24 protein-coding genes are annotated in these 21,351 nt (G+C 70.8%); 10 read left to right on the top strand and 14 right to left on the bottom strand.

Features of this window, described 5'->3' with window-relative positions; all coding sequences use genetic code 11:
* Positions 1–6 precede the first annotated feature (6 nt).
* Positions 7–249 carry a GlsB/YeaQ/YmgE family stress response membrane protein gene (locus M8231_RS15605; RefSeq protein WP_249751769.1) on the bottom strand — a complete coding sequence of 81 codons (243 nt, stop codon included), beginning with the start codon at positions 247–249 and terminating at the stop codon, positions 7–9.
* 168 nt (positions 250–417) lie between these two features.
* Here M8231_RS15605 and M8231_RS15600 point away from each other — a divergent pair, with 168 nt between their 5' ends.
* The gene (locus M8231_RS15600; RefSeq protein WP_250201900.1) at positions 418–792 is read left to right on the top strand and encodes a helix-turn-helix domain-containing protein; all 375 of its coding nucleotides are present in this window, start codon (positions 418–420) and stop codon (positions 790–792) included.
* Between the two features lie 39 nt (positions 793–831).
* On the top strand, positions 832–1,617 hold the full coding sequence (gene hisN, locus M8231_RS15595) for a histidinol-phosphatase (protein WP_250201899.1): 786 nt from the start codon (positions 832–834) through the stop codon (positions 1,615–1,617).
* Positions 1,618–1,806: 189 nt separating this feature from the next.
* On the opposite strand, the gene M8231_RS15590 is transcribed toward hisN, so the two are convergent.
* The 3 genes from M8231_RS15590 to M8231_RS15580 form a co-directional block, all read right to left on the bottom strand.
* A complete protein-coding gene (locus M8231_RS15590) occupies positions 1,807–2,808 on the bottom strand; it encodes an alpha/beta fold hydrolase (RefSeq protein WP_250201898.1) in 1,002 nt (333 codons plus the stop codon).
* Positions 2,805–3,731 carry a class I SAM-dependent methyltransferase gene (locus M8231_RS15585; protein WP_249751768.1) on the bottom strand — a complete coding sequence of 309 codons (927 nt, stop codon included), beginning with the start codon at positions 3,729–3,731 and terminating at the stop codon, positions 2,805–2,807. Before M8231_RS15585 ends, M8231_RS15590 begins: the two co-directional genes overlap by 4 nt.
* 119 nt (positions 3,732–3,850) lie before the next feature.
* Positions 3,851–4,636, bottom strand: a complete 786-nt coding sequence (locus tag M8231_RS15580; protein WP_249751767.1) for a class I SAM-dependent methyltransferase — start codon at positions 4,634–4,636, stop codon at positions 3,851–3,853.
* Positions 4,637–4,889: 253 nt separating this feature from the next.
* Between M8231_RS15580 and M8231_RS15575 the strand changes: the two genes are divergently transcribed.
* Positions 4,890–5,390: an Hsp20 family protein gene (locus M8231_RS15575; RefSeq protein ID WP_250201897.1), complete on the top strand. Its 501-nt coding sequence runs from the start codon at positions 4,890–4,892 to the stop codon at positions 5,388–5,390.
* A gap of 17 nt (positions 5,391–5,407) precedes the next feature.
* On the opposite strand, the gene M8231_RS15570 is transcribed toward M8231_RS15575, so the two are convergent.
* Genes M8231_RS15570 through sdhC form a run of 6 tightly spaced genes read right to left on the bottom strand, consistent with a single transcriptional unit; the run spans position 5,408 to position 9,632 of the window.
* Complete coding sequence (locus M8231_RS15570; protein WP_249751766.1) at positions 5,408–5,764, bottom strand: PilZ domain-containing protein; 357 nt, start codon at positions 5,762–5,764, stop codon at positions 5,408–5,410.
* Between the two features lie 44 nt (positions 5,765–5,808).
* Positions 5,809–6,129 (bottom strand): 2Fe-2S iron-sulfur cluster-binding protein, encoded by a 321-nt coding sequence (locus M8231_RS15565; protein WP_249751765.1) that lies wholly within the window; start codon positions 6,127–6,129, stop codon positions 5,809–5,811.
* Between the two features lie 52 nt (positions 6,130–6,181).
* Positions 6,182–6,979, bottom strand: coding sequence for a succinate dehydrogenase iron-sulfur subunit (locus M8231_RS15560; RefSeq protein WP_249751764.1), 798 nt, complete (start codon positions 6,977–6,979; stop codon positions 6,182–6,184).
* A gap of 1 nt (position 6,980) precedes the next feature.
* Positions 6,981–8,765 (bottom strand): succinate dehydrogenase flavoprotein subunit, encoded by a 1,785-nt coding sequence (gene sdhA / locus M8231_RS15555; RefSeq protein ID WP_249751763.1) that lies wholly within the window; start codon positions 8,763–8,765, stop codon positions 6,981–6,983.
* Positions 8,766–8,772: 7 nt separating this feature from the next.
* Positions 8,773–9,171, bottom strand: coding sequence for a succinate dehydrogenase, hydrophobic membrane anchor protein (sdhD, locus tag M8231_RS15550; protein ID WP_249751762.1), 399 nt, complete (start codon positions 9,169–9,171; stop codon positions 8,773–8,775).
* Entirely contained in the window at positions 9,168–9,632 is a 465-nt protein-coding gene (gene sdhC, locus M8231_RS15545) for a succinate dehydrogenase, cytochrome b556 subunit (protein WP_249751761.1), read from the bottom strand. The genes sdhD and sdhC overlap by 4 nt, the downstream gene beginning before the upstream one ends.
* 204 nt (positions 9,633–9,836) lie before the next feature.
* Between sdhC and M8231_RS15540 the strand changes: the two genes are divergently transcribed.
* Together M8231_RS15540 and M8231_RS15535 are read left to right on the top strand one after the other, a co-directional pair.
* A complete protein-coding gene (locus M8231_RS15540) occupies positions 9,837–10,433 on the top strand; it encodes a major capsid protein (protein ID WP_250201896.1) in 597 nt (198 codons plus the stop codon).
* Between the two features lie 38 nt (positions 10,434–10,471).
* The gene (locus tag M8231_RS15535; protein WP_249751759.1) at positions 10,472–11,338 is read left to right on the top strand and encodes a pirin family protein; all 867 of its coding nucleotides are present in this window, start codon (positions 10,472–10,474) and stop codon (positions 11,336–11,338) included.
* Between the two features lie 4 nt (positions 11,339–11,342).
* Here the strand turns inward: M8231_RS15535 and M8231_RS15530 are convergent, their stop codons facing one another.
* Positions 11,343–12,470 (bottom strand): aromatic ring-hydroxylating oxygenase subunit alpha, encoded by a 1,128-nt coding sequence (locus tag M8231_RS15530; RefSeq protein WP_249751758.1) that lies wholly within the window; start codon positions 12,468–12,470, stop codon positions 11,343–11,345.
* 109 nt (positions 12,471–12,579) lie between these two features.
* Between M8231_RS15530 and M8231_RS15525 the strand changes: the two genes are divergently transcribed.
* The 3 genes from M8231_RS15525 (at position 12,580) to M8231_RS15515 (ending at position 16,533) form a co-directional block, all read left to right on the top strand.
* The gene (locus tag M8231_RS15525) at positions 12,580–13,527 is read left to right on the top strand and encodes an alpha/beta fold hydrolase (RefSeq protein WP_249751757.1); all 948 of its coding nucleotides are present in this window, start codon (positions 12,580–12,582) and stop codon (positions 13,525–13,527) included.
* Positions 13,528–13,632: 105 nt separating this feature from the next.
* The gene (locus M8231_RS15520) at positions 13,633–15,714 is read left to right on the top strand and encodes a transglycosylase domain-containing protein (protein WP_250201895.1); all 2,082 of its coding nucleotides are present in this window, start codon (positions 13,633–13,635) and stop codon (positions 15,712–15,714) included.
* A gap of 231 nt (positions 15,715–15,945) precedes the next feature.
* Positions 15,946–16,533: a manganese efflux pump MntP gene (locus M8231_RS15515; protein ID WP_250201894.1), complete on the top strand. Its 588-nt coding sequence runs from the start codon at positions 15,946–15,948 to the stop codon at positions 16,531–16,533.
* Here M8231_RS15515 and M8231_RS15510 read toward each other — a convergent pair.
* The 3 genes from M8231_RS15510 to M8231_RS15500 form a co-directional block, all read right to left on the bottom strand.
* A complete protein-coding gene (locus M8231_RS15510) occupies positions 16,530–17,249 on the bottom strand; it encodes a M48 family metallopeptidase (RefSeq protein ID WP_250201893.1) in 720 nt (239 codons plus the stop codon). The genes M8231_RS15515 and M8231_RS15510 overlap by 4 nt on opposite strands.
* Positions 17,215–18,495: a polyhydroxyalkanoate depolymerase gene (locus M8231_RS15505; protein WP_249751754.1), complete on the bottom strand. Its 1,281-nt coding sequence runs from the start codon at positions 18,493–18,495 to the stop codon at positions 17,215–17,217. Before M8231_RS15505 ends, M8231_RS15510 begins: the two co-directional genes overlap by 35 nt.
* A 78-nt stretch (positions 18,496–18,573) precedes the next feature.
* Positions 18,574–19,194 (bottom strand): SCO family protein, encoded by a 621-nt coding sequence (locus M8231_RS15500; protein WP_250201892.1) that lies wholly within the window; start codon positions 19,192–19,194, stop codon positions 18,574–18,576.
* Positions 19,195–19,238: 44 nt separating this feature from the next.
* Here M8231_RS15500 and M8231_RS15495 point away from each other — a divergent pair, with 44 nt between their 5' ends.
* On the top strand, positions 19,239–20,681 hold the full coding sequence (locus M8231_RS15495) for an ActS/PrrB/RegB family redox-sensitive histidine kinase (RefSeq protein WP_250201891.1): 1,443 nt from the start codon (positions 19,239–19,241) through the stop codon (positions 20,679–20,681).
* Positions 20,682–20,780: 99 nt separating this feature from the next.
* Positions 20,781–21,335 (top strand): ActR/PrrA/RegA family redox response regulator transcription factor, encoded by a 555-nt coding sequence (locus tag M8231_RS15490; protein ID WP_249751752.1) that lies wholly within the window; start codon positions 20,781–20,783, stop codon positions 21,333–21,335.
* Positions 21,336–21,351 lie beyond the last annotated feature (16 nt).

The raw sequence follows: 21,351 nt of genomic DNA, 5'->3' as shown, positions 1-21,351 counted from the left end.
AGCCGATCAGGCGCGACGCTTGATCAGTCCCAGCAGGAACAGCAGGATCACGGCGCCGATGGTGGCGACGATGGTCGAACCGATCCAGCCGCCCCAGGCGAAGCCCAGCGCGTTGGCGATGAAGCCGCCGATCAGGGCGCCGACGACGCCGACGATCAGATTGGTCAGCAGGCCGTGGTTGCGGCCCATGATTTGTTCGGCGAGCCAACCGGCGATGATGCCGATGATGATCCAGGCGATAATACCCATGCTCAGTATCCTTCCTTCCAAAAGCCAAGCTGTCAGCTAAATGCACGTCGCGCCGACGGGTTGCCTGGGGCGTGGCATTCCCCTGGAGCGCGACCCCGGCACGCCCCTTGCCGCCCGCAAGGCGAGCCGTCCCGATGCGGGACGACGGGCAGACGAGGGAGCCGGTTCATGGCCGCCGACATCGACCTTCACCTGGGGCGCCGCCTGCGCCGGCGCCGGCGCCTGCTGGGCCTGACCCAGCAGCAGCTGGCGCTGCAGGTGGGCATCCGCTTCCAGCAGATCCAGAAGTACGAGTGCGGCGCCAACCGCATCTCGGCCGCCCGCCTGTGGCAGCTGGCCGAGGCGCTGGAGACGCCGGTGGCCTATTTCTACGAAGGCCTGGCGGAAGCGCTGGAGGCCCCCGCGCCCGCCCGGGCGGAGGTGTTCTCGCGCCGCGAGACGCTGGACCTGATCCAGGCCTTCTACCAGCTGGACGAAACGCCGCGCCGTCGCCTGCTGGACCTGGCCAAGTCCCTGCACGTCGAGGGCCCGCCCGCCCGCTGAGCGGTTCCGCCCGGCCCGGTCATGCTCTATGAGGCCGGCATGACCGAATTCGAAGCCTTCGCCGTCGACCTGGCCCGGGACGCGGCGCGCGTGACCCTGCCGCTGTTCCGTTCCGACATCGGCCACGACGACAAGGGCGGGGCCGGCGGCTTCGACCCCGTGACCGAGGCGGACCGCCAGGCCGAGGCCGTCATCCGCCGGCGCATCGCCGAACGCTATCCCGACCACGGGGTGATCGGCGAGGAATACGGCGCGGACCGCCCCGACGCCGAACACGTCTGGGTGCTGGACCCCGTCGACGGCACCCGCGCCTTCATCGCCGGCCTGCCGCTGTGGACCACCCTGATCGCCCTGAGGACGGCGGGGACGCCGACCGTCGGGGTGATCGCCCAGCCCTATCTGGACGAGATCTTCGTCGGCGGACCGTCCGGCGCGCGGCTGCTGCGCGGCGAGACCGAGACGCCGCTGGCCGTGCGGGCCTGCGAGCGGCTGAACGACGCCGTCATCGCCACGACGGACCCCGACATCTTCACCGGCTCGGAACTGGGCGCCTGGACCCAGGTCCGGGCCGCCGCCCGCCTGGCGCGGCTGGGCTGCGACGCCTACGCCTACGCCATGCTGGCCGCCGGGCGCATCGACCTGGTGGCCGAGGCCGGGCTGAAGCCCTGGGACTGGTCGGCCCTGGTCCCGGTGATCCGCGCCGCCGGCGGCGCGGTGGTCAACTGGCGCGGCCAGGCCCCGGACGACGGCGGCCAGATCCTGGCGGTGGGCGACGCCCGCCTGATCGACCAGGCCCTGGTGACGCTGCGGCGCGCGGCGCTGTAGGGCGTCATCGAAAAAGACAGTGTGAACCGTGTGAATCGTATGAAATCGCGCGGCGCCTCCTGCAGGACGGATCCAGCCGCGCATCATAGGCGATGTTCGGACCGCGGTTGGTCGAAAGCGCCGGACGCCCTGCAAGCGATTGATTTTGCAGGGGCGTGCGCGCCGAATTAGGCGCGCAAGCCGCCGGACCTAGGCGCCCGTCGTCTCCAGCACCGGGGCCACCGTGTCGGCCAGGGCGTCGAACTCCTGCAGGAAGACGCCGCGCATCTCGTCCGCCTCCATGATGATCTCGTGGCGCGCGCCGGGGATTTCGACATAGCGGCCGCGCTCCAGCCGCTTGGCGGCCCATCGGCTGGTCTGTTTCCAGACCAGTTCGTCGCGGTCGGCCTGGACCACGGTGACGGGGATCTTCACCGCCTTCAGGGCCTTGGGCTTCAGCGCCCGTTCGCCCGCGTCGATGGCGAAGGCCAGCCAGCCATAGGTGGGGGCCCCGACGGCCAGGTGAGGGCAGGCGAACAGCTGCTGGCGCCACAGGTCGTAGCGGGCCGCGTCCGACGTCAGGGTGTTGCCCTCGAAGTCATGGTCGAAGGGGTCGTCGACGTCGTCCAGCACATAGTCGCCGGCCTTGCCGTGACGGATGTTCCAGCGCAGGGCCAGCTTGACCGACCACATCGAGCGCTTGCCCGTCTTGACCCGCAGCATGGGGCTGGACAGCAGGGCGGCGGCGAACCGGTCCTCGCCGGCCTCCAGCGTCAGCAGGTTCAGGCAGGCGCCCATCGAATGGCCGACCATGATCCAGGGCTGGGGCATCCGCGCCTGATAGGTCTCCAGCAGCCGGCCGTAGTCGTCCAGGAACTCCTCGACCGCGCGGGCGTGGCCCTTCAGCCGGTCGGGCAGCAGGCGCGCCGACAGCCCCTGGCCGCGCCAGTCGTGGGCCAGGACGCACCAGCCGCGCGCCAGCAGATTGCCGATGAATTCGTAGTATTTCTCGATCGGCTCGGTGCGGCCGGCGCTGAGCACCACGGTGCCGCGCGGGGTCTTGGCCACCATCGGCGACGGCGTCCACAGCGCCGCGCGCAGGCGCATGCCGCCCGCGCCCCGGAACCAGTCGCCGTCTCCGCCGGGCGGCGGGGCGGCGCCGGGCACGCCCATCAGCGGGGCATGGGCGGCGAAGGTCTGGGCGCGGTTCACACGGGCTTCCTGAATTTCAAGGTCATGCGGTCGCTCTCGCCGATCTCTTCATACGGCGCGCGGTCGAAGGCGGGGTCCGCGGGCTCTCCGCGCGGCGCGGTCAGCCGCATCGGCGGCAGGGTGTCGACGCCGAACGGATGGTCCTTAGTGTCCTTGTCGTTGGCGTTGATCTCGGAGGCGGCGACGAAGACGAAGCCGGCCTCGGCGGCCAGCTGGCGGACGAACGCCTCCTGGACGTATCCGTTCGCGGCGACCGGGTCCTGGTCCTCTTCCGGGCCGAGCCGGTGCTGCTCGACGCCCAGGACGCCGCCGGGCTTCAGCGCGGCGTAGGCGTCGGCGAAGGCCTTTTCCGCGATCCCGGCGGCCATCCAGCCGTGCAGGGTGCGCATGAACAGGGCCATGTCCGCCGTGCCGGGATCGGCCGCCGGCCCGCTGGCCGCGCCGAAGGTGGAGAAGCGAGGTTCGCCGTAAAGCCGCCTGTCGGACGAGAAGCGGGCGCGGAAGGCCGCGTTCAGCGCCGCCTGGGCCGGGTCGGCCGTCGGTCCCTCGGGAAACAGGGCCGCGACATAGGCGCCGGCGCCCTTGTTCAGATAGGGGGCCAGGATTTCCGTGTACCAGCCGCTGCCCGGCCAGAATTCGAGCACCGTCATGCGCGGCTGCAGGCCGAAGAAGCGCAGCGTCTCCATCGGGTGGCGGAAGGCGTCGCGGGCCTTGTCCTGGGGCGTGCGCCAGGCGCCGGCGACGGCCCATTCCAGCGATCCCTCGGGCGGGCCCTGCGGCCCGGCGGGCGGCGCGGCCGTCTTCTCCTCGCCGCGACCGCAGCCCGACAGCGACGCGCCCAGGCCCGCCAGCGCCAGTCCGGTCGCGCCGGCCAGCAACGTCCGGCGCGACACGCGGTCCTGGTTCGCTGCAAAATCGGCCATCAAACATCCCTGCGGAGCATCGCCCCGGCGCCCGACCGACTTCGGCGGCGACGGGGGCGATGACGGGCTTACTCAGGTTCGCCGCCGGGGTCAAAGGCCCCGGGGCCCGCCGGGGCGGACTATTCCGGCTTGCGGAATCTCAGGGTCATGCGGTCGCTCTCGCCGATGGCGTCGAAGGCGGCGCGCTGGTCGGGGGTCAGGGCGCGCCCCTGATCGTCCGCGGACCGACGGACCGGCGGCAGCGTCCAGACGCCGAACGGATGGTCGCGATCGTCGGCGGGGTTGGCGTTCAGCTCGCTGCGGGCCTCCAGCACGAAGCCGGCGTCCTGGGCGGCCTTGATGACATAGCTTTCGGGAACGTAGCCGGTGGGGGCGACGTCGGCGACGTTCAGGCCGTCGACGCTGCGGTGCTGTTCCACCGCCAGGACGCCGCCGGGCTTCAGCGCCTGGAAGAAGGCGGCCAGATAGGGCTCGGTGCGGCCGCCGCGCGACCAGTTGTGGAAGGCGCGCGCCACCAGGATGAAGTCGGCGCTTCCCGGCGCGACCCCCATGCTCTCCAGCGGCCGGTTGACCGGCACATAGCGCCCGCCCGTGGCGGCGGCGTAGGGCTCCAGGATATGGCGCCACCAGCTGGCGCCGCCGGGCTCGATCTCGACCACCGTCATGCCCGGCGTCAGGCCCCAGAAGGTCAGGGCCTCGTAGGGGTGACGCCACCGGTCGCGCGCGCGGTCGGCCTCGGGCCGGGTCGTGGAGGCCACGGCCGCCTGGAGCGCGGCGTCTTCCTGGAGCTGGGGGATCGCCGTGGACAGGGCCGAGCGCGGCAGGGTCGGGGTCTGCTGGGCCTGGGCCAGGCCGGGAGCGGCGCAGGCCGCGAGCGCGGCGGCGGCGAGAAGGGCGTGACGCATGGCAAGTTCTCCCGAGGATTCCCTTCTCCATAGCAGCCCGCGTCCGGCGACCAAGCCCGCTTCGACGGGGCAGACGAAATGACGCGCGGACGTCTTGACGGGCGAAGGGCGCATCCCATCTGAACCCACGAGAACGCCGACGCCGGGTTCTCCAGACCCGCCGGGGCCGATTTCGGGCCGGCAGGACTGATCTCCATCCGTCCGGGCCAAACCGCCGGGCGGCTCAACCTTGCTGATCCTCAGGAGGATGCTGATGCGTACCTATGATTTCACCCCGCTGTACCGTTCGGCCGTCGGCTTCGACCGTCTGGCCAATCTGCTGGAAAGCGCCGCGCGCACCAGCCAGGACACGGGCTATCCGCCCTACAACATCGAGACCACGGGCGAGAACGCCTATCGCATCGAGATCGCCGTCGCCGGCTTCACGCCCGACGAGCTGAACATCGAGGTGAAGGAGAACCTGCTCACCGTCACCGGCCGCAAGACCGCCAACGACGCTTCTCTGGATGGGGGGGCGCCGCAGAAGACCTATCTGCACCGCGGCCTGGCCGAACGCGACTTCGAGCGTCGGTTTCAGCTGGCCGACTATGTCGTCGTGACCGAGGCGAACCTGGTCAACGGCCTGCTGTCGATCGCCCTGAAGCGCGAACTGCCCGAAGCGCTGAAGCCCCGCCGCATCGAGATCGGCGCCGGCACGCCGCTGATCGAGGGCCAGGTCCAGGGCAAGGCGGAGAAGGCGGCCAAGGCCGCCTGATCGGCCCGATCCCGTGACTAACGGCCGCCCGCGCGGAGCCAGGCTTCGCGCGCGGCGGTCATCCGGGCCGGCGTCAGCCCCCTCAGCGGGGTTGGCCCGGCCTGTTTGATTCCAGCTTCCTGGCCCTTCTGCCAGACGACGACGCCCGGATAGGCCAGCCCCTCGGCCACGTCGATGACCACGACGTCGCGCGGCAGGGCGGCGCCGCGGTCGAGCCGAAGCCGGAAACCGGCCGCGGACTGGTCCACGATCAGACAGGCGGTCTCGACGCCCGAGGCGACGACCACCCCGCGCGCGTTGGCCGCCCGACGGGGCTCCTGGCGGCGGTCGGCCGGGTCCGGGGCGCGACCGAATTTCGAACCGAACAAGCTCACGGAGCGGTCAACGCGCCAGAAGCCGGATGGCGCCGCGCGTCACGTCAGTGCTGGTTTTCGGGCAGGCGCACGACCAGGCCGTCCAGGGCGTCGGAGACGCGGATCTGGCACGACAGGCGGCTGTTGGGCTCGACCTCCTCGGCGAAGTCCAGCATGGATTCCTCCATGGCGCTGGGCGACCCCGTGGCCTCGCGCCAGGCCTCGTCGACATAGACGTGGCAGGTGGCGCAGGCGCAGGCCCCGCCGCAATCGGCGTCTATGCCCGGCACATTGTTGCGGATCGCGCCTTCCATGACCGAAAGGCCCGGCTTGACGTCGACGACGTGCTCGGTCCCGTCATGCTCGATATAGGTGATCTTGGGCATGGGGCGCTCTTAGACGAGGGCGCGGCGGAGGCAAGCCTCCGCCGCACGATCCTCAGGCCGCCTGCTTCTTGCGGCCGGGGGCGATCATCAGCTTCTTGGTCTCGGCGATGGCCTTGGCCGGGTTCAGGCCCTTGGGGCAGACCTGGGCGCAGTTCATGATCGTGTGGCAGCGATACAGCTTGAACGGGTCTTCCAGGTCGTCCAGGCGCTTCTGGGTGGCGTCGTCGCGGCTGTCGGAGATCCAGCGGTAGGACTGCAGCAGGGCGGCCGGGCCGAGGTATTCTTCCTGGTTCCACCAGTAGCTGGGGCACGAGGTCGAGCAGCAGGCGCACAGGATGCATTCGTACAGGCCGTCCAGCTTCTCGCGGTCGGCGGGCGACTGCAGCCGCTCCTTCTCCGGATCCGGCTCGTCGGACTGGAGGTAGGGCTGGATGGAATCGTACTGGGCGTAGAACAGGCTGAGGTCCGTCACCAGGTCCTTGACCACCGGCTGGTGGGGCAGGGGGGCGATGGTGATGTTGGACGACTGGCATTCGTCCCAGCCCTTGGTGCAGGCCAGGGTGTTGCGCCCGTCGATGTTCATCGAGCACGAGCCGCAGATGCCCTCGCGGCACGAGCGGCGGAACGACAGGGTGGGGTCGATGGTGTTCTTGATGTGGATCAGGGCGTCCAGCAGCATCGGGCCGTGGTCGCCGGTCGGCACCTCATAGACATCCCAGCGCGGGTCGGCGTCGACCTCGGGGTCGTAGCGATAGACCTTGTAGGTCTTGACGTCCTTCGATCCCGGCGCGGCCTTGAAGACCTTGCCCGTCGTCGGCTTGGAGCCCTTGGGGAGAGTGAGCTGGACCATCTTAGTAAACCCGCGCCTTGGGCTCGATGTACGAGACTTCGTCGGACATGGTGTAGTTGTGCACCGGACGGTAATCGATCTGGACGCCTTCGCCCGGCCGCTTCCAGGCCAGGGTATGCTTCATCCAGTTCACGTCGTCGCGGTCCGGATAGTCCTCGCGGGCGTGGGCGCCGCGCGATTCCGTGCGGTTCAGGCCGCCCTCGATCGTGACCAGGGCCTGGGCGATCAGGTTGTCGTATTCCAGGGTCTCGACCAGGTCGGTGTTCCAGATCAGGCCGCGATCGACAGTCTTGATGTCGGCGCCGGCGGCGTCGATGGCGCGCAGCTTGTCGACGCCCTGCTGCAGGGTCTCGCCGGTGCGGAACACCGCCGCGTCGGCCTGCATGGCGCGCTGCATCGACAGGCGCAGCTCGGCGGTCGGGGTCGAGCCGTTCGCGTTCCTGAAGCGGTCCAGGCGGGCCAGGTGAGCGTCGATCTGGGCCTTGGGCGCGGCGGGCACGGCCGAGGCCTTGTCCACCACCTCGCCGCAGCGCAGGCCGACGGCGCGGCCGAACACCACCAGATCGGTCAGCGAGTTGGAGCCCAGGCGGTTGGCGCCGTGCACCGAGACGCAGGCGGCCTCGCCCACGGCCATCAGGCCCGGAACCACGCTGTCGGGGTTGCCGTCGCGCAGGGTCAGCACCTCGCCGTGATAGTTCGTCGGGATGCCGCCCATGTTGTAGTGGACGGTCGGCAGGACCGGGATCGGCTCCTTGGTCACGTCGACGCCGGCGAAGATCTTGGCGCTTTCGGAGATGCCCGGCAGGCGCTGGTGCAGGATCTTGGGATCCAGGTGGTCCAGGTGCAGGAAGATGTGGTCCTTGTTCGGGCCCACGCCGCGGCCTTCGCGGATCTCGATGGTCATGGAGCGCGAAACCATGTCGCGCGGGGCCAGGTCCTTCACGGTCGGCGCATAGCGCTCCATGAAGCGCTCGCCTTCCGAGTTGGTCAGGTATCCGCCCTCGCCGCGCGCGCCCTCGGTGATCAGGCAGCCGGCGCCGTAGATGCCGGTCGGGTGGAACTGGACGAACTCCATGTCCTGCAGCGGCAGGCCGGCGCGCAGCACCATGGCGTTGCCGTCGCCGGTGCAGGTGTGGGCGCTGGTGGCCGAGAAATAGGCGCGGCCGTAGCCGCCGGTCGCCAGCACCACCATCTTGGCGCGGAACTGGTGCAGCTGGCCGGTGTCGAGCTGAAGCGCGGTGACGCCGGTGCAGGCGCCGTCCTGCATGATCAGGTCCAGCGCGAAATATTCGATGAAGAACTTCACCTCGCGGCGCACCGACTGGCCGTAGAGGGTGTGCAGGATGGCGTGGCCGGTGCGGTCGGCGGCGGCGCAGGTGCGCTGCACCGGGCCTTCGCCGAAGTTGCGGGTCATGCCGCCGAAGGCGCGCTGATAGATCTTGCCCTCGTCCGTGCGGGAGAAGGGCACGCCCCAGTGCTCCAGCTCATAGACGGCCTTGGGGGCGTTCCTGACCAGATATTCGATGGCGTCCTGGTCGCCCAGCCAGTCCGACCCCTTGACGGTGTCGTACATGTGCCACTGCCAGCTGTCCTCGCCCATGTTGCCGAGGCTGGCCGAGATGCCGCCCTGGGCGGCCACGGTGTGGGAGCGGGTGGGGAAGACCTTGGTCACGCAGGCGACCTTCAGCCCCTGCTGGGCGGCGCCCAGGGCGGCGCGCAGGCCCGAACCGCCGGCGCCGACGACGACGACGTCGTATTCGTGATCGATAAGCTCGTAAGCAGCCATGACGGGATCAGACTCCGGCCGGCAGCGGGGCCGAGCCCAGCGCCAGACGCACGATGAAGAAGACGCTGGCGGCCGCCAGCGCGAAGAAGAGGATGTTCACCACGACCAGCAGCAGGGCCTTGTTGCCCGGCCGGTGGATGTAGTCCTCGACGATGACCTTCCAGGCCAGGGCGCCGAACCCGCAGAAGGCCACGGCGGCGAGGACCGCCAGGGCGGCGTTCAGCCCGTTGCCGAACCAGGCGGCGACGGCGCCGTAGTCGGCGCCGGCCAGGGTGACGGCGCTGGAGGCGACCCACAGGCCGAGCGGCATCAGGGCCGCCAGCAGCAGCTTCTCGATGGTCCATTCGCCGGCGCCGTGGCGCTCGGAAATCTTGACGCGGTTCCTGAACTTAGCCGGGCTGCTCACAGCGAGACCCTCCCCGTGGCGAACAAGGCGATCCAGAACAGCACCGCCAGCGGGATCGGCCCCCAGACGGCGATGGCGGACAGGAGGTTGGCCGGCTTGATCGTCAGGGCCGCGCCCGTGTCGTTGATCAGGTGGCGAGCGCCGTTGAGGATGAAGGAGAACAGCACCACCGTCAGGCCGAAGCCGATGAACAGGCCCAGCGGCGATCCGGCGAAGGCCAGCGCCCCGGCGTAGGCGTCCGGTCCGGCGGCGGCCGCGGCCAGCCAGGCCAGGGCGATCAGGGCCGCGACCGTCATCGCGCCGATGGTCACGCGGAACAGGATCGACGCGGCCATGGTGATGTGCCAGCGCCAGACGCTGATGTGAGGGGACAGGGGTCGAACGTGACCGTTCGGCTGGGTGACGAAACGGCCGGTCTGGTCGTCGCGCGCATCCCCCGACGTCGGGTTGGGATGAGTCATGCGAATCGTTCTCAAAAGCGAATGAATTCAATCGCCGTGTGCGGTTGCGAAGGCTTTAGTGACCCGCGCGCGGCGGTGTCAACAAACGGCTTCAACAAGTGTTGCGGAGACGGCCGTCGCGAGGCCGGGACGTCGTCGATCACGTTTGCGCGCATCCGCCGGCGGGGGTTGCGGCCGGCGGGGCGGCTTTGGCAGGGTAAGCCCATGATCTGGTTCGCCTTCGCCCCCGCCCTCGCCGCCGGCCTGACCCTCCAGACCCCCTACGGCGCCCTGGACGCGACGCCGGAAACCTATCAGCCGCCGGTGGTGCGGCCGTTCGAGCCGCCCTCCGACTTTGGTCGCGAACAGGCCCAGGGCGATTCCGGCGACGCCGCCCATCGCCGCGCCCTGACCCAGCCGGTCGTGGTCGGCGCCTATGTCGGCAGCTACGAGACCAGCCCCAGCGACGCCGAGACCGCCTATGACCAGGGCGTGGCCCAGGCCGAGATCACCATGGACAGCCGCGCCGGACCGCTGGACGGACGCTGGCGGGTGCTGGACGCCGAGGGGCGGCCGCTGATGTCGCTGGCCCTGACCGACCTGGGCGGCGGGCGCCGGATCGAGGGGGCCTGGCGGCGGCTGGATCCGCGCGTCGGCAGGGACGACGGCGGCGTGGCCGGGCCGGCGCGGACCGACGGCGCGACCACGGTGGTTCCGGTCGGGACGGGCGCGCTGCGCCTGCACGCGTCGGACAAGGGCTGGACCGGGGTCCTGGTCCAGGGCGGCCAACGCCGGCCCGTGACGGTGGCGCGCCCGGGCTGACGCTCGCCACGGCCGATCCGCCACCCTATATGTGACGAATGACACACCCTGCGCCCCGCCCCGTCGTCCGCCTGCATCGGGCCCAGCGCGACGACATCGGCGACCTGACGACACGTCGGCCCGTGCCGGGGCCGGGGCTGGAGCAGGTCGATCCCTTCCTGTTCCTGAACCATCACGGACCGCAGACCTATCCGCCGAACAACCGCGGCCTGCCGTTCGGGCCGCATCCGCATCGCGGGTTCGAGACCGTCACCTTCATCCTGGACGGCGAGCTGGCCCACACCGATTCCGGCGGCGGGGAGAGCATCATCAAGGCGGGCGGGATCCAGTGGATGACCGCCGGATCGGGCCTGATCCACGCCGAACTGTCGCCGGCCGCCTTCAAGCGCGACGGCGGGCCGATGGAGATCCTGCAGCTGTGGGTCAACCTGCCGTCGCGGCTGAAGATGACGCGGCCCAACTACGTGGGCCTGCAGGCCGCCGACATCCCGACCTTCGTGACCGACGCCGGCGTGACGGTCGAGCCGATCTCTGGCCGATGGCAGGGACGGACCGCGCCGATCCAGTCTTTGATCGACGTGAACCTGGCGGTGGTTCGCCTGCCGGCCGGGTCGCGCTTCGTCGAGCCGGTGGCGGCCGACCGCAACGTCTTTCTCTATGTGGTCAAGGGCCAGGTCGAGGTGGCCGGGACGGCGGTTCCGCAATGGACCCTGGCGGCGCTGGGCGACGGGGCGGCGGTGGAGATGACGGCGGCGTCGGACGCGGTCGTCCTGCTGGGCCACGCCCGGCCGATCGGCGAACCGGTCTTCGCCCACGGCCCCTTCGTGATGAACACCCGCGAGGAGATCGTCGCCGCGATCCAGGACTATCAGGCCGGAAAGTTCGGCCCGCCGCCGGCCGTATAGGGCCTCAGCTCTTCCAGCGCAGGGTGGTCGGCTGGATCGGATTGACGAAGGCCCGGTCCTCGGCCCGGCTGCGGGTCCATTCGCGCTTCAGCTGCTGGTACCACTTGGCCTGCCTGTCGGCGTCGTCGATCCAGATCAGGGCCGGGTCGTAGCGCAGGCCCTCGTTCTGCAGGTTCACCATGCCGCCGTCCTGCTTCAGGAAGGCGACCACCCCCATCCGCAGGAAGGGCTTGGCCAGCCCGAACACCCAGTGATCGGACCAGAAGATCTGGGTGATGCGGGTCCGGGTCTCGGTGATCGGGGTCAGGCAGGTCAGGGCCAGGACCTGCCTTTCGCCGACCTGGATATGCTCCCAGCGATAGCCCGGCAGGCGGAAGGTGATCTCGGTCGCCGGGGCGCCGCCCAGGATCTTGTACAGGCGGCTGTTCGACGACGGGGCGTGGCGCGTCATGGCCCAGCCGTGCTCGACCGGGGCGAAGGCCTTGGCCTTCTCGTGCATCGAATGCTCGGACCGCCACCACCATTGCTGGTGGACGTAGGGGCCGTGGGCCGGGTCCATCAGGCCGACGACGGCGTGGTCGATATGGCTGTCGAAATCCATCGCCTCGACCAGGCGGACGGGGCCGACCGCGCCGGGGAAGACCGGCGGTTCGTGGTCCGGCGCCATCGGATTGCGGGCGTCCGAGGCCATCCAGACGAAGACCAGGCCCTGCTGCTCGCGCACCGGATAGGACCGGACGCGGATGCGGTCGGTGTCGAAAGCCTGGTCCTCGACCAGGGACGGGATGGCCGCGCAGACGCCGTCGGGGCGGAAACGCCAGCCGTGGTAGGGGCATTCGACCGTCTCGCCCTCGCCGGGCTTGTCCACCAGCCGCCCGGCCGACAGGGGCGCGGCGCGGTGCGGGCAGATGTCGCGCATCGCATAGACCTGGCCCGCGCGGGTGCGGCCGACCAGCACCGGCTCGCCCATGATCTCATGGCGTTTCAGCGAGGCGGGGGCGACGTCGCGGGCCAGGGCGACGAAATACCAGGCGTCGGTGACGAACCCCTTGCCGAAGGGGGCCGGCCCGGTCCGGGCGGGGGCGGCCTGGGCCTTGGGCGACTGGACGGGATCGGCGGCGTCGGTCTTCATGGGGCCTGTCTAACAGAGGGATGCGGGATCTGTCGCGCGCCTGATGTAAAGAGCTTTACACAACAAAGCAGATGCGCCATCGTGGCCGCGTCCTAGAGGGAGACACACCATGATCCGCGCCGCCGTTATCGCCGCCGTGATGCTGGCCGCCGCGCCCGCCGCCGTTCTGGCCCAGGATGCGGCCGCCGCCCCCGGCCATCGGCACGCCGACTTCGCCTCGGACCGGATCCACGTCCGGGTGGACGGCGACATGGACGGGCGCGACATCATCCTGATCCCGGGTCTCAGCTCCTCGCCCGAGATATGGCAGGAGACGGTGGATCATCTGACGGCCCAGGACGGGGTGGGCTGGCGCGTCCACCGCATCCACGTCCAGGGCTTCGCCGGGGCGCCGGCCGAGGGCAACGCCCAGACGGGGGACGCGCCCGGCCTGGTCGCCGCCCCGGTCGCCGAGGAGATCGCCCGCTATATCCGCGAGACCCATCTGTCGCGTCCCGCCGTGGTCGGCCATTCGATGGGCGGGACCATCGGCCTGATGCTGGCCGCGCGCCACCCGGACCTGGTCGGCCGGCTGATGGTCGTGGACATGATCCCCTTCATGGGCGCCATGTTCGGCCCGCCCGGAACCACGGCCGAAGGCGTGGCCCCCGTCGCCGACCGGATCTGGGCGGCCCAGGCCAACAGCCCGCGCGAGGCCTATGTCGCCCAGGCGACCGCGGCCATCACCGGCATGATCAACACCGAATCCCGCCGCGAAGAGGCGCTGGAGGACATGCGGACCAGCGACCAGAAGGTCTCGGCCGCCGCCTATCGCGAACTGGTCACCACCGACCTGCGCCCCGAACTGTCGAACATCACCGCCCCGACCGAGGTGCTCTACGTCAAGTTCAACGATCCGCGCATGACGCCCCAGATCACCGACGCCATCTACCAGGCGTCCTACGCCGACCTGCGGGGGGCGACGCTGAAGCGGATCGACGACAGCGCCCACTTCATCATGTTCGACCAGCCCCGGGCCTTCCAGGACGAACTGGACGCCTTTCTTTCGGCCGAATAGCGCCTCACGCTCGCGTGATGTCGGCGGGGCCGTTTCGGCGGCGGTTCATACGGGATACATACCCGTGGAGCTAAATCCGCCTGAGCGCGGCATCTGAGGGTGAAAATGGCGGGTCAAGAACGGGGCGAGGGCAGGCCCAGGCGCTCGGCGCTCCAGCGTCTGGTCTATTGGGGCGCGGTGATGGCGGTCTGGGGGCTGATCTTCCTGGTCGTCTTCTTCGCCGTGTTCGCGCGCGGCCTGCCGGACACCTCCAGCCTGTACCAGGTCGACCGCCAGCCCTCGATCACCTATCTGGACCGCAACGGGGCGCTGATCGCCACGCGGGGCACGCAGATGGCGCCGCCGGCGGACCTGGACGCCCTGCCGGACTATGTGCCGGCGGCCTTCATCGCCATCGAGGACCGGCGCTTCTATCACCACCCCGGTTTCGACCCCATCGGCATGATGCGGGCGGCGGCGGCCAACATGCGCGCGGGCCGGGTGGTGCAGGGCGGCTCGACCCTGACGCAGCAGCTGGCCAAGAACCTGTTCCTGACGCCCGACCAGAACATGCGCCGCAAGGTGCAGGAGCTGATGCTGGCGGTCTGGCTGGAGATGAAATTCTCCAAGAAGGAGATCCTGGCCCTGTATCTGAACCGGGTCTATTTCGGCGCCGGCGCCTATGGCATCGAGGCGGCGTCGCAGCGTTATTTCGACAAGCCGGCCAGCGACCTGACCATCGGCGAGGCCGCGCTGCTGGCGGGCCTTCTGAAGGCGCCGTCGCGCTATTCGCCCCTGTCCGAGAGCGAGCGGGCGGCCACGCGCGCCACCGTCGTGCTGAACGAGATGGAAGAGGCCGGCGTCATCACCGCGGCCCAGCGCGAACAGGCCGTGACCCAGCCGGTCATCGTCTCGCGCACCCTGGCGACCCAGCACGCCCAGTATTTCATCGACTGGCTGGACAAGTCGATCCGCGGCCTGGTCGGCGAACCGACCGAGGACATGATCGTCGAGACCACCCTGGACCTGACCCTGCAGACCGCCGCCGAACGCTCGGTGCGGCGCATCCTGGAGCGGGACGAGGGACGGGGCGTCGAGCAGGCGGCCCTGGTGGCGCTGGACGGCGACGGCCGGGTGCGCGCCATGATCGGCGGCGCCTCCTACGCCGACAGCCAGTTCAACCGCGCGGTGGACGCGCGCCGCCAGGCCGGCTCGGCCTGGAAGCCGTTCGTCTATCTGGCGGCGCTGGAGGCGGGCTACACGCCCCAGACGCCGGTGGTGGACGAGCCGATCACCATCGGGAACTGGTCGCCGCGCAACTATTCGGGGACCTTCTCGGGCCCCATGACCCTGGCCCAGGCCGTGGCCCAGTCGACCAACACGGTGGCGGCCTCGGTCGCCGACCAGATCGGCCGCGACAGCGTGGCCCGCGCCGCCCGCCGCCTGGGCATCGAGAGCCGCATCGGCCTGGAGCCCGCCATGGCCCTGGGCGCGGTCGAGGTCTCGCCGCTGGAGATGGCCGGCGCCTATGACGCCTTCGCCAACGGCGGCCGCCGGGTCGAACCCTATGGCGTCAGCCGCATCCGCACGCCGCAGGGGCGGGTCATCTACCAGCGCTCCAACCCCGAGACGGGCCAGGCCATCAACAATCCGCCGCTCTATTATCTGAACGAGATGCTGCGCGGGGTGATCACCTCGGGCAGCGGGCGCGGCGCGGCCATCGCCGGGCGCGACCTGGCGGGCAAGACGGGCACCACCTCGGACTACAAGGACGCCTGGTTCGTCGGCTACACCGGCGGTTTCGTCGCCGCCGTCTGGGTCGGCAAGGACGACAACACCGCGATGCGCGGCGTGACCGGCGGATCGTCGCCCGCCGCCATCTGGAAGGGCTTCATGGAGGCGGCCCTGCCGCGCCTGAACGCCCCGCGCATCCCCGACGGCCCCGCCATGCCCGAGGGGTGGCGCGCGCCCGACCCGGTCGGCGACCTGCTGTCCAACGTGGGCGACGGCCAGCCGGTAGAGCCGGTCGATCCCGGCCAGGGCGATCCCTACGCCCCGCAACCGGCGCAGACCCCGCCGCAACCGGGCGCCGGCCAGCCCCCGATCGTGCGCCCGACCTCGCCCCAGCCCGCCCAGCCGCGCGAGCCGGAACAGCAGGTCGACGGCCGCCTGCCGCCCGAACGCCGGCAGGAGCCGCTGTTCTACTGACGGCCGTCGCCTTGCATCGAAGGCGCGGCGGCTGTAGAGCGCCCGCTCCTGTTGGGGAGTAGCTTCCGGCGTTCGAAGCCGGGGTCGCGTCAACACATTCGCCGCCGCCCCTTCCGGCGTCGGCGTGGCGCGACCAGCGGAACGTCGCTTCCGCCTAGCGAGACCAGCGCATCCCGCGGCCGCGCCGGCCGGTGCGGGGGCGTTGCGTCTCGTGTCCGGCGGAGTGAGTTCATGACCCCCGGCGCCATCGCGGTCCTGTCGCTCAGCATGTCCACCGACGCCTTCGCCGCGGCGGTCGGTCGCGGGGCCTCGCATCGGCCGGCCCTGGGCCAGGCCCTGCGCGCGGGCCTGGTGTTCGGCGTCATCGAGGCCATCACCCCGATCATCGGCTGGAGCCTGGGCCTGCTCGCGGCCGGGCTGATCCAGCAGATCGACCACTGGATCGCCTTCGCCCTGCTGGCCGTCGTCGGCGCCCACATGATCAGGGAAGGCCTGTCCAGGCCGGACGCCGGGGACGGGGAGGCGGCGCCGTCCCGTCGCGGCGGCTTGCTGGCCCTGGTCGCCACCGCCGTCGGCACCAGCATCGACGCCGCCGCCGTGGGCGTGGGCCTGGCCTTCATCGGCGTGAACATCTGGATCGTCGCCGCCTCGATCGGCTTCACCACCTTCGTGCTGACGACGACGGGAATGCTGATCGGCAAGGCGGTCGGCGTGCGCTTCGGCAAGGGGGCGGAACTGTTGGGCGGACTGGCCCTGATCGGCGTCGGCGTGCTGATCCTGGCCGACCACCTGGGCTGGATCGGGGGGCTGGCTTCCTAGCGCCCCACGGCGTGCAGCGCCGCGCCGTGGTCGCGCAGCCAGCGGCGCAACGGCCGGTGGTCGCCGATCAGGCGCTCCACCACCGCCCAATAGGCCGGGCTGTGGTCGGCGTGGACCAGGTGGCCGACCTCGTGCGCGGCCAGATAGTCGATCACCGGCGGCGGGGCCATCACCACCCGCCAGGAATAGCGGATGGTGCGGTTGTGCGGGCTGCACGATCCCCAACGCGAGCGGGTGTCGGCGATCGAAACCCTGACCGGCCGCTGGCCCAGCGTGCGCAGGTGATGCTCGGTCCGTTCCACCAGGACGTCGCGGGCCAGCCGCTTCAGCAGGTTCTCGACGCGCCGGGCGTAGGCCTCGCCCTCGCCGCCCGAGCGGATGACCGTCCCGTCCTCGACCAGGCGCGCGGCGCCCGCGCCGGGGGTCGCCTCCAGCCGGACGGGACGGCCCTTCAGCGAGATCACCTGGCCGGGCTGGAGCGGCCGCCCCCGGGGGCGCGCCGCCAGACGTTCGGAAATCCACACGCCCTTGGACCGCGCGAAGGCGACGGCCTGGGCCAGGCCGCGTTCGCTGGGCGCGATCACCACCGCCTCGCCCGCGCGCGCGTCGATCCGCACCGACAGCCGCCGGGCGCGCGGATTGACCGACAGTCTCAGGACGGGGCCGGGACCGCCCCGCTCGTCAAGCGGCAGACGCTGGCCGTCGCGATACGCCACTGAGCGCCTCGTTGCTGGCGATGAAGTCGCGCACGCGGGGATAGATCTCGTCGCGGAAGCGGCGGCCGTTGAACACGCCGTAGTGGCCGACCCGGGGCTGGACGTACAGCTGGCGGCGATCGTCCGGGACGTTGGGGCACAGGCCGTGGGCGGCCTGGGTCTGGCCGACGCCGGAGATGTCGTCCTTTTCCCCCTCCACCGTCATCAGGCCGATGTCGGCGATCCGGGTCAGGTCCACCTTGCGCCCGCGATGCTCCAGCAGGCCGCGCGGCAGCAGGTGCTGCTGGAAGACGATGTCGATGGTCTGGAGGTAGAATTCCTCGGTCAGGTCCAGCACCGACAGGTACTCGTCGTAGAATTCCTCGTGCTTCTCGACCCCGTCGCCGTCGCCGTCGATCAGGCTGTTGAAATAGTCCCAGTGGGCGTCGCGGTGGCGTTCCTCGTTCATCGACATGAAGCTGTAGAGCTGGACGAAGCCCGGATAGACGCGACGGCCGAAGCCCGGATAGGGCCAGGGCACGGTGTGGATCATGTTGGACCGGAACCAGGTGAAGGGCTTTTCCTCGGCCAGCTGGTTGGTGACGGTCGGCGACAGGCGCGCGTCGATCGGCGAGCCCATGAAGGTCATGGAGGCGGGGCGGTTGGGGTCGGCGTCCTCGGCCATGATCGCCGCCGCCGCCAAGACCGGCGGCCCCGGCTGGCAGACGCCGACGACGTGCGGGCGCCCGCCGATCTCGGCCAGCATCATGCGGACGTGGTCGATGTAGTCGAAGAAGTCGAACCGGCCTTCCAGCACCGGGACCTGGCGGGCGTTGACCCAGTCGGTGACATAGACGTCGTGGTCCTGCAGGAAGGCCTCGACCGTGCCGCGCAGCAGGGTGGCGTAATGGCCCGACAGCGGGGCCACGATCAGCACCGCCGGACCCGAGGCGGGCTTTCCGGCGCGCTTCAGGTCGCCGATGTTGCGCGCGAAGCGGACCAGGCGGCACCAGGGGCTCTGCCAGATCACCTGTTCGACGGTCCGCACCGGCTTGCCGTCGATGTCGATCGTCGCGAGCCGCCAGTCGGGCTTGCCGTAGCGGCGGGTGACGCTTTCGAACAGTTCGGCCGAGGCGTAGGCCGTGCGGCCGATGGCCGTGTCGGCGGCCGGGTTGAACGGCGAGTTCCAGAAGCGGCGCGCCGCCTGGGCGCCGATGCGCCAGGGCAGGGCGGACTGATAGGCGAGTTCGTGAAGGGCGTAGAGCATGGACATCCCGGCGGCGACGGCCGCTTTTGCAGCGCAGCATAGAACGCGCGGCCCTGCAAAAGGATTATGGGCGCCGGTTCAGCCGCGCGCCATGGCGTCCTGGATGATCTTCGTCGACTTGTCCGGCCCCAGCCCATAGGCGACGGCGGTGCGGAACTTCCCGTCCGGCCCCATCAGATAGACGGTCAGGCTGTGGTTCATCGTATAGCCGTCGCCCTCTCCGACCTTTTCGTAATAGGCGCGGTAGGCCTTGGCCGCCTGGGCGACCTGCTCCGGCGAGCCCGTCAGGCCGATGGTTCCCCGGGGGAAGCCGTCAGAGGACAGATAGTCCTTCAACGCCTGGGGCGTGTCGCGCTGGGGGTCGATGCTGATGAAGACGATCTGCAGGTCGTCGGCCTGGGCGCCCAGCCGCTGCTGCACCGCCGCCAGCTCGGCCAGGGTGGTGGGGCAGAATTCGGGGCAGTAGGTGAAGCCGAAGAAGACCAGGCTCCACTTGCCGTCCAGCATCGTCTGGTCGACCGGCCGCCCGTCCTGGTCGACCAGGTGGAATTCGCCGCCCACCAGCGGCTGGCCGGTGGAGGTCGCCTCTCCGGCGCCGGCCCCCTCGCGCCCCGTGACGACCACCATGGTGACCAGCGCCAGGACGGCGGCGAAGACGATGCAGGCGCCTGCGAACAGCAGGACGGAACGACGCGGCATGACGACCTCTCACGCTGGGGACGGGTCCGGTCTATAGAGGGGGCGTGACCTCGACAGAAGCCCGCATCGCGCCGCAGGCGCCGCCCGCCGACATGCTGCAGGGCTGGCGCGACGCCCCGCGCCGGGGGCGGGGATTCTCGCTGCGCACCTTGATCGTGCTGCGCTGGCTGACGATCCTGGGCCAGAGTTCGGCGATCCTGACGGCCTATGTCGCCCTGCACTTTCCGCTGCCCTTGTGGCCCTGCCTGACGGTCATCGCCGTCAGCGCGGCGGTCAATCTGGGCGCGATGGCGCGGGTGCGGCGGCTGGAAGCCAGCCTGCCGGACGGGCGGCTGACGGCGCTGCACCTGGGGTTCGACATCTTCCAGCTGGGGGTGCTGCTGGGCCTGACGGGGGGGCTGGAGAACCCGTTCTGCCTGCTGCTGGTCGCGCCGGTGACCATCGCCGCGGCGGCGCTGCCGGCGCGCCAGGCGCTGCTTTTGGGACTGCTGGCCCTGCTGGCGGTGGCGATCCTGTTCTTCTGGTCCGAGCCCTTGCCGTGGCGGCCCTATGAGCATTTCGCCCTGCCGACCCTGTACCGCTTCGGCATGGCGCTGGCCCTGGTGACGGGGGTGGTGTTCACCGCCGGCTACGCCTGGCGGGTGGCGGCCGACGCCGAGAAGCTGGAGCTGGCCCTGGCCACGACCCAGGACGTGCTGCAGCGCGAGCAGCGGCTGGCGGCGCTGGGCGGGCTGGCGGCGGCGGCGGCGCACGAGCTGGGCACGCCGCTGGCCACCATCCAGGTCGTGGCCAAGGAGATGCAGCGCGCCGCGCCCCCCGGCGGCGACCTGGCCGAGGACGCCGACCTGATCCTGCAGCAGGCCGAGCGCTGTCGCGGCATCCTGGCCCAGCTGTCGCGCGAGCCCGAGGGCGACGACGCCCTCTATGCCGACGTGGCGCTGAAGGCCCTGCTGGAAGAGGTGGTGGAGCCGCACCGGGGCTTCGACCTGGCGTTCGAGGTCAATGTCCGCACCCCGCCGGGCCAGCCCGCGCCGCGCGTGCGCCGGATGCCCGAGGTGGTGCACGGCCTGTCCACCCTGGTCGAGAACGCCGCCGACTTCGCCCGCTCGACCGTGCGGGTCCAGGCCCTGGTCGACGCCGGCTGGATCGAGATCGAGATCCTGGACGACGGACCGGGCTTTCCCGGCGACATCCTGCCTCGGCTGGGCGAGCCCTATGTGACCAGCCGCCCCCAGGGCAAGGCGCGGCGCGCCCTGGCCGCCCAGATCGCCGACGCCGCCCGCCGCCGCGCCCCGGCCGCGCCGCAGATCGCCCCCAGCCAGGGCGGCATGGGCCTGGGCTTCTTCATCGCCCGCACCCTGCTGGAGCGGACCGGGGGCCAGGTCAGCGTCGGGCAGGGCCTGCCCCAGTCCGAGCACAAGGGCGCGCCGCGCGGCGCCCGCGTGGCCGTGCGCTGGGCGCGGCCGGCGCTGGAAGTGGCGGACTGAGCGGCCGCCGCGTCTTGGGTCGAAGCGTCGCAGGGGGAACCCCGGTCTTGACCCGCGCGCTTCGGGCCCCGACTTGATGCGGCAGGAGAACCTTCGAGAATGTCCGACCTAGAGACGCGCATCGCCGCCCTGCCCGACAAGTCCCTGCTGCTGCTGGACGACGACCAGGCCCTGCGCACCCGCATGGGCCGCGCCCTGGAGGCGCGCGGCTTCCAGGTCACCACGGCGGATTCGGTCGCGGCGGCCACGGCGGCGCTGAGGGACCACGCCCCCGCCTTCGCGGTGCTGGACATGCGGCTGGAGGACGGCAACGGCCTGAAGGTGGTCGAGGCCGTGCGCGACCGCCGCGCCGACGCCCGCATTGTCATGCTGACCGGCTACGGCGCCATCGCCACGGCGGTCGCGGCGGTCAAGGCCGGGGCGGTCGACTATCTGTCCAAGCCCGCCGACGCCGACGACGTGGTCAAGGCCCTGCTGGCCGCCGGCGACGCGCCCGAGCCGCCCGAGAACCCGATGAGCGCCGACCGCGTGCGCTGGGAGCACATCCAGCGGGTCTATGAGCTGTGCGACCACAACGTCTCGGAAACCGCGCGCCGCCTGGGCATGCACCGCCGCACCCTGCAACGGATCCTGGCTAAGCGCGCGCCAAGGTGAATTCGGGAGCGCGGAC

Origin of the sequence: Brevundimonas albigilva (assembly GCF_023573565.1) — a bacterium.
In the GTDB taxonomy this organism is placed as follows: domain Bacteria; phylum Pseudomonadota; class Alphaproteobacteria; order Caulobacterales; family Caulobacteraceae; genus Brevundimonas; species Brevundimonas albigilva.
Note: the sequence above shows the minus strand (reverse complement) of the source record. Positions and strands in the feature narration are given on the sequence as shown.

What these genes read in the sequence shown, in the direction of transcription:
- M8231_RS15565 (WP_249751765.1), bottom strand. Translation starts at nt 6,129, where the DNA reads ATGCCCAAGATCACCTATATCGAGCATGACGGGACCGAGCACGTCGTC.
- M8231_RS15540 (WP_250201896.1), top strand. Translation starts at nt 9,837, where the DNA reads ATGATCTGGTTCGCCTTCGCCCCCGCCCTCGCCGCCGGCCTGACCCTC.
- M8231_RS15490 (WP_249751752.1), top strand. Translation starts at nt 20,781, where the DNA reads ATGTCCGACCTAGAGACGCGCATCGCCGCCCTGCCCGACAAGTCCCTG.
- M8231_RS15575 (WP_250201897.1), top strand. Translation starts at nt 4,890, where the DNA reads ATGCGTACCTATGATTTCACCCCGCTGTACCGTTCGGCCGTCGGCTTC.
- M8231_RS15515 (WP_250201894.1), top strand. Translation starts at nt 15,946, where the DNA reads ATGACCCCCGGCGCCATCGCGGTCCTGTCGCTCAGCATGTCCACCGAC.
- M8231_RS15560 (WP_249751764.1), bottom strand. Translation starts at nt 6,979, where the DNA reads ATGGTCCAGCTCACTCTCCCCAAGGGCTCCAAGCCGACGACGGGCAAG.
- M8231_RS15520 (WP_250201895.1), top strand. Translation starts at nt 13,633, where the DNA reads ATGGCGGGTCAAGAACGGGGCGAGGGCAGGCCCAGGCGCTCGGCGCTC.
- sdhC (WP_249751761.1), bottom strand. Translation starts at nt 9,632, where the DNA reads ATGACTCATCCCAACCCGACGTCGGGGGATGCGCGCGACGACCAGACC.
- M8231_RS15530 (WP_249751758.1), bottom strand. Translation starts at nt 12,470, where the DNA reads ATGAAGACCGACGCCGCCGATCCCGTCCAGTCGCCCAAGGCCCAGGCC.
- M8231_RS15535 (WP_249751759.1), top strand. Translation starts at nt 10,472, where the DNA reads ATGACACACCCTGCGCCCCGCCCCGTCGTCCGCCTGCATCGGGCCCAG.
- M8231_RS15585 (WP_249751768.1), bottom strand. Translation starts at nt 3,731, where the DNA reads ATGGCCGATTTTGCAGCGAACCAGGACCGCGTGTCGCGCCGGACGTTG.
- M8231_RS15505 (WP_249751754.1), bottom strand. Translation starts at nt 18,495, where the DNA reads ATGCTCTACGCCCTTCACGAACTCGCCTATCAGTCCGCCCTGCCCTGG.
- M8231_RS15500 (WP_250201892.1), bottom strand. Translation starts at nt 19,194, where the DNA reads ATGCCGCGTCGTTCCGTCCTGCTGTTCGCAGGCGCCTGCATCGTCTTC.
- M8231_RS15525 (WP_249751757.1), top strand. Translation starts at nt 12,580, where the DNA reads ATGATCCGCGCCGCCGTTATCGCCGCCGTGATGCTGGCCGCCGCGCCC.
- M8231_RS15600 (WP_250201900.1), top strand. Translation starts at nt 418, where the DNA reads ATGGCCGCCGACATCGACCTTCACCTGGGGCGCCGCCTGCGCCGGCGC.
- sdhA (WP_249751763.1), bottom strand. Translation starts at nt 8,765, where the DNA reads ATGGCTGCTTACGAGCTTATCGATCACGAATACGACGTCGTCGTCGTC.
- hisN (WP_250201899.1), top strand. Translation starts at nt 832, where the DNA reads ATGACCGAATTCGAAGCCTTCGCCGTCGACCTGGCCCGGGACGCGGCG.
- M8231_RS15605 (WP_249751769.1), bottom strand. Translation starts at nt 249, where the DNA reads ATGGGTATTATCGCCTGGATCATCATCGGCATCATCGCCGGTTGGCTC.
- M8231_RS15580 (WP_249751767.1), bottom strand. Translation starts at nt 4,636, where the DNA reads ATGCGTCACGCCCTTCTCGCCGCCGCCGCGCTCGCGGCCTGCGCCGCT.